General features: G+C 72.6%; 6 protein-coding genes. All 6 read left to right on the top strand.

Features of this window, described 5'->3' with window-relative positions; all coding sequences use genetic code 11:
* Positions 1-41 precede the first annotated feature (41 nt).
* Positions 42-986, top strand: coding sequence for a VWA domain-containing protein (locus tag C1J01_RS45325; RefSeq protein WP_111185191.1), 945 nt, complete (start codon positions 42-44; stop codon positions 984-986).
* Positions 983-1882, top strand: a complete 900-nt coding sequence (locus C1J01_RS45320; protein WP_220040441.1) for a S1C family serine protease — start codon at positions 983-985, stop codon at positions 1880-1882. The genes C1J01_RS45325 and C1J01_RS45320 overlap by 4 nt, the downstream gene beginning before the upstream one ends.
* Before the next feature lie 10 nt (positions 1883-1892).
* Entirely contained in the window at positions 1893-2558 is a 666-nt protein-coding gene (locus C1J01_RS45315; protein ID WP_111185189.1) for a response regulator transcription factor, read from the top strand.
* On the top strand, positions 2555-3727 hold the full coding sequence (locus C1J01_RS45310; protein ID WP_111185188.1) for a HAMP domain-containing sensor histidine kinase: 1173 nt from the start codon (positions 2555-2557) through the stop codon (positions 3725-3727). The genes C1J01_RS45315 and C1J01_RS45310 overlap by 4 nt, the downstream gene beginning before the upstream one ends.
* 85 nt (positions 3728-3812) lie before the next feature.
* Entirely contained in the window at positions 3813-4724 is a 912-nt protein-coding gene (bla, locus tag C1J01_RS45305) for a class A beta-lactamase (RefSeq protein ID WP_111185187.1), read from the top strand.
* A 162-nt stretch (positions 4725-4886) separates the two neighbouring features.
* Positions 4887-6251, top strand: a 1365-nt coding sequence (locus tag C1J01_RS45300; protein WP_111185186.1) for an MFS transporter, incomplete at its 3' end; no start/stop codon positions are given.

Here is a 6251-nt window from a genome sequence, read left to right as displayed (position 1 = left end):
ACCCTGCCCCACGCCCCGCCCGGCAGAGGAGGTGACGCGGCATGACGCTCATGGCCCCCCTCTGGCTGCTGCTGCTCATCCCCGTCGCGCTGCTGGCCGTCGCGTACGTCCTCATGGCCCTGCGTAGCAGGACCGCCTACGCCGTGCGCTTCACCAACCTCGACCTGCTCGACAAGGTGGCGCCGCGGCAGCCCGGGTGGCGCAGGCACGTGCCGGCGGCGGCGCTGCTGCTCATGTTCGCGCTGCTCGTGGTGGGCTTCGCCCGGCCGACGGCCGAGGTGCAGGTGCCGCGCGAGCGGGCCACGATCATGGTGGCGTTCGACGTGTCCGCGTCCATGGACGCCACCGACGTCGCGCCGAACCGGTTCGAGGCGGCCAAGCAGGCGGCCAGGCAGTTCGTCCAGGGGCTGCCCGAGCGGTTCAACCTCGGGCTGGTGTCCTTCTCCGGGAGCGCCTCGGTGGCCGTGCCGCCGACCCTGGACCGGCAGGCGGTGCTGGACGCGCTCGGCCGGCTCACCACCGACTCCGGCACCGCCATCGGCGAGGCCGTCTTCACCTCCCTGGAGGCCATCGCCTCGCTCGACACCGAGGAGCAGGCCCCGCCCGCCCACATCGTGCTGCTGTCGGACGGCTCCAACACGACCGGCCGCATGGTGAGCGAAGCGGCGGCCGAGGCCGTCTCCCGGGGCGTCCCGGTCACCACGATCGCGTACGGCACCGCCGAAGGCGTCATCAACCTGTCCGGCAGCGAGGTCCCGGTGCCCGTGGACGGCCCCGCCCTGCGCGATCTCGCCCAGACGGCGGGCGGCGGCTTCTACGAGGCGGCCAGCGGCGACGAGCTGCAGGCGGTCTACGACGACATCGGCACGTCCGTCGGCTACCGCACCGAACGTCAGGAGGTATGGCAGTGGTTCGTGGGCGCTGGACTGATCCTGGCGATGATCGCGGCGGTCACGTCGATGCTCTGGTTCTCGAGGCTCCCGTGAGAGGGCTGGGTCGGCCGCGAGGACCGGAGTTCCGCACCCCGCCGCTGGGGGTCCGGCAGGAGACCGTGCCGTTCCACGCGCCGGGCGCGCGCGTCACGGCCGAGCCCGCGGGGGCGCATCGGGCGTACGTGCCGCCAAGAGAGAACCCGCCGAAACCGCCGAAGACCTCTCCCAGGGGCCGCCTCCTGGTGGCCGCCGCGCTCGTCGCGGCGGTCACCGGGACGGTGGCCGGCGTGGCCGGGGCCCGGCTCTCCGACGGGCCGAGCCCGGTCGCGGCCCTTCCCCAGGTGCCGCCCGCCTCGGCGGCGAGTCTCACCGGCCTGAGCGCGACGGCGGCCCGCGTGCTGCCGAGCGTCGTGTCGATCGAGACGCGCCGCGGGGGCGGCTCGGGGTTCGTGGTGGACGACCGCGGGCACGTCCTCACCAACGCCCACGTCGTCATGGGCAGCAGCCAGGTGAGCGTGACGCTGAACGACGGCAGCCGGCTGACCGCCCGTGTCGTCGGCATGGACACCGGCGAGGACCTGGCGGTGCTGGAGGTCGACTATCTGATGAACCTCACGCCCGCCACCCTCGGCAGGTCCGCGGAGCTGTCCGTCGGCGACCAGGTGCTCGCCATCGGCTCGCCGCTGGGCCTGTCCGGCACGGTCACCGCGGGCATCGTCAGCGCCCTGGACCGGGAGGTACGCCTCGGCGGCTCCCAGCGGACCGCCGTGCAGACGGACGCCTCCATCAACCCCGGCAACTCGGGCGGCCCGCTGGTGAACGCCCGCGGCGAGGTCGTCGGGGTGAACACCGCGATCGCGGCCGGCCGAGGCGGCGGCAACATCGGCATCGGCTTCGCCATTCCGATCGACCGGGCCGCCCCTATCGCAGAACGAATCATCCGAAACTAGGGTCCTTGGCATGCGACTGCTTGTGGTGGAGGACGAGGAGGACCTGGTCGACGCGATGCGGGTCGGCCTGGTCCGGGCGGGATACGCGGTGGACATCGCCTACGACGCGCCGGCCGCCCACGAGAAGCTGCAGGTCAACACGTACGACCTGGTGCTGCTCGACCTGAACCTGCCCGGCGGCGACGGCTTCCAGCTGTGCCGGACGGTCAGGAGCACGGGCAAGGGCGTGCGGATCATCATGGTGACCGCCCGCGACCGGCTCGACGACCGCGTACGCGGCCTCGACGAGGGGGCGGACGACTACCTGGTCAAGCCGTTCGCCTTCCCCGAGCTGCTGGCCAGGGTGCGGGCCCTGCTGCGCCGGGAGAGCGGCGGCGGCACCTCCGTGCTGCAGGTGGGCGGCCTGCGCATCGACACCGCCCGCCTGGAGGTGTCGCTCGACGGCCGGGCGCTGGCCCTCACCCCCAAGGAGTACGGCGTCCTGCACTACCTGATGACCCGCCCCGGGCACGTCGTGTCCACCGAGGAACTGCTCGAACACGTGTGGGACGAGCACACCGACCCGTTCACCAGCACCGTCCGCGTGACCGTCGGTAACCTGCGACGCAAGCTCCAGGAGGACGGGCTCATCGAGACCGTGATCAGCCGCGGCTACCGGCTGAAGGAGCCCTCATGATCCACACCATCCGCTTCCGGCTCACGGTGCTCTACTCGGGCCTGCTGTTCGTGCTGGCGACGCTCGTGCTCGGCGGCATCTACTTCGCGGTGTCCAAGAGCACCGACCAGCGGCCGTACACGACGCAGTACGCCAAGGCGTACGCGGGGGACCGGTACGTCGGCAAGCAGGAGGTGGTGTTCGTCGAGGAGGTCGAGAACGCGGTCAACGTCCAGACCCTGGCCACGCTGCGCGACTATTCGCTGCTCACGCTCGCCGGCCTCTACGTCGCCAGCCTCGGCATCGGCTGGGTGCTCTCCGGCCGGGTGCTGCGCCCGGTCCGGTCGATCACCCGGACGGCCGAGGAGATCCAGGCCACCGACCTCAAACGGCGCATCAAGCTGAACGGCCCGCGCGACGAGCTCAAGGACCTGGCCGACACCATCGACACCATGCTGGACCGGCTGGAGGAGGCGTTCCGGGCGCAGCGCCAGCTCATCGACGACGCCTCCCACGAGCTGCGCAGCCCGCTGACGATCATCCGGGCGAACGTGGACGCCGTCCTGGCCGCCCCCGACGCCAGCGAGGCGGAACGGGTCAGGGCCGTGGCCATCGTGGACCGGGCCACCACCCGCATGACCCGGCTGGTGGAGGACCTGCTGGCCACCGCGCGGCGGCAGGGCACCGCGTTCGCCGACGCCGACGTCGACCTGGCCCGGGTGGTGGCGGAGGCGTGCGAGGAGTACGCCGCCCCGGCCGCCGCCCGCGACCTGACGATCAGCCGCGACCTGTCCCCGGGGCTGGACACCACCGGTGACTCCGACGCCCTGCGCCGCGCCGTGTCCAACCTGCTGTCGAACGCCGTACGCCTCTCGCCGCCCGGCGGCACGATCCGGGTGGCGGCCGGCCGCGACTCCGGGTGGTTGTGGGCGGCCGTCCGCGACGACGGCCCGGGCATACGGGAGGCCGACCAGGTACGGGTGTTCGACCGCTTCTGGCGCGGCGAGGCCAGCCGCCGGGACCGCCACACCGGCCTCGGCCTGGCGATCGTCCGCCAGATCGTGGAGTCGCACGGGGGCCGCGTGGCGGTGTACTCCCGCCTCGGTCAGGGCGCGACCTTCGTCCTGTGGTTCCCGCCCCGGGACGGCACCCCGCTCCCACCGCCGGACCACAACCCCGTGGCGACCTGAACAGCGTCGATATCCGTCCGGATATCGATGACGTGCCCATACCACTATTGGACATCGTCGCCGAGCCTCTGATCTTCTCGTCGGCATGACCTCACATCTCCGACCGCGGACGGCGGTCGTCACGTTGACCGCCGCCGCGCTGCTGGGCGGCTCCGTTCCCGCGGCGAGCGCCGCCGGCTCCGGCCTGACCACGACGCTGCGGAAACTCGAGACGTCCTACCAGGGGCGCATCGGCGCGGTGGGCATCGACCTCGCGACCGGGAGAACGGTCGGCTACCGGGCGGACGAGCGCTTCCCGTTCAACTCCATGTTCAAGGTGTTCGCGTGCGCGGCGGTGCTGCACAAGGCGCGCACCAGCGACCCCGGCCTGATGGACCGGGTGGTCCGCTGGAAGCCCGCCGACATGGCCGCGCTGACCTCGAACTCCCCGGAGACCACCGAGTACACCGACACCGGCATGACGCCCGCCCAGCTGTGCCGCGCCGGGATCACCAAGTCCGACGGCTTCGCGGGCAACACGTTGCTGAAGCAGATCGGCGGGCCGGGCGGGCTCACCGCGTTCTTCCGCGCCACCGGCGACCGTACGAGCCGCCTGGACCGCACCGAGCCCACGCTGACCGAGTGGCAGCCCGGTGAGAAGCGCGACACCACCACCCCGGCGGCGGCCGCGCGCACCTTCGCCGAGCTCACCACCGGCAAGACCCTCCACGCCGACGACAGAGCGCGGCTGGTCGGCTGGCTGAAGGCCGGCCTCACCGGCGCCGACCGGATCCGGGCGGGGCTCCCCAAGGACTGGACGGTCGGCGACAAGACCGGCACGGGCGGCGCGAGCAACCACGGCACCGCCAACGACGTGGCGATCGTCTGGACGCCCGGTTCGAAGGCGCCGATCATCCTGTCGGTGTTCACCAACCGCAACGCCGACAACCGCCCGAACGACGACAAGGTCATCGCCTCCACGGCGACCGCGCTGGCCAAGGCGCTCGGCAGGTTGTGACCTGGCGGATCCCGATGCCGGCGGACGGCCTCGCGGACGGTAGCGTCGGTCCGGACCCCTGACGGCACGAGCGGGTCCCCGATGCCGGCTCGCGTACGCGGCCCCGGACGGCGGGCGCGGACGGACCGGCCGATGTCCCGAAATTTCCTACGAAAGGGTGGCATGGTCCGGACGTGGGGCTCGCCGCCCACCGGCACCATCGACCCGTGTTCGCGGGCGCCGTTCGGCTGGGCGCCGCTGGTCGTGCTGTTCCTCGTCGGATTCGTGGACCGCATCGAGTACAACCTGCTCGTCGGCGTGCTTCCGGCCGTCCAGGACGAATGGGGCCTCAGCGACACCGCCGCCGGCTCGATCCCGACGGCCTCCGCCCTGGCGGCGGCGCTCGTGGCCCTGCCCGCCGGCTACCTGGCGGACCGGGTCAGCCGTACCCGGATCATCTCCGTCGTCGTCCTGGTGTGGGCGATCGCCACGCTGGGCTCCGGCCTGGCCACCGGCTTCCTGATGTTCTTCCTGATGCGCGTGCTGCTGGCCGCGGCCGAGAACATCGACAACCCCGCCTCCGGGAGCCTGCTCGCCGACTACTACCCGCCGGCCGGCCGGGCGAAGGCGTACGGGCTCACGCGCCTCACCATGCACCTCGGAGGTGTCGGGACGCTGCTGGGCGGGGTGCTGGCGGAGGCGTTCTCGTGGCGTACGGCGTTCCTCGTCATGGTGGTGCCGGGCGCGCTCACGGCACTGGCCGTCCGGCGGCTGCGCGAACCACAACGCGGCGAACTGGACCGCCTGGTGGCCGCGCACTCGGTCGTCCTCGCGTCGGCTGATTCCGTCCCGGCCGCGCCCCCGGGTAAGCCGCCGTTCTGGCGGCAGCTCCGGCAGGTGCTCGCCATCCCCACGCTGGTCTTCGTCTGCGCGGGCCTGTCCGCGCTCACCCTCGGCATGACCGGGATCTTCTACTGGCTGCCCACGCTCATGGTGCGCACGCTCGGCGCCGGGATGGGCGCGGCCGGCGCGGTGAGCGGGATGATCACCATCACCGGCACGCTGACCGGCACCCTCGTCGGCTCGTGGCTGGGCAGGAGATGGCACGGCACCCGCAAGGGCGGCCGCCTGCTGGCCGGAGGCGGCGGCATCACGGCGGGCTCCCTGGTGATGGCCGGAGCGCTGTCGACGGAGTCGATCGGCGCGATGACCGCGCTGCTCCTGCTCTCCTGCTCGCTGATCGCCATCGCGACCCCCAACCTGACGGCGTGTCTCGCGGACGTGGTCCCGGCCGCGGCGCGCGGGCTCGGCTTCGCCGTCCTGCAACTGCTCATCACGGGCGGCGGCGCCTTCGGCTCCCTGGTCGTCGGCATCGCCTCGGACCGGCTCGGGTCGCTGCTCGCCGGGATGTACGTCCTGGTCATCCCGATGGTCGCCGGCGGGCTCCTCACCCTCAGGGCGCGGGCCTCGTTCGAACGCGACGCGCGCGAGGTCATGGACGAGGCCCGCGCCCTGACCCCTCGAGGGGCCGATGGGGCAGGAGGGACG

The sequence above is a fragment of the Nonomuraea aridisoli genome (assembly GCF_003236395.1).
Taxonomy (GTDB): domain Bacteria; phylum Actinomycetota; class Actinomycetes; order Streptosporangiales; family Streptosporangiaceae; genus Nonomuraea; species Nonomuraea aridisoli.
The sequence above is the reverse complement of the archived record's forward strand: the minus strand, read 5'-3'. Positions and strand labels throughout refer to the sequence as shown.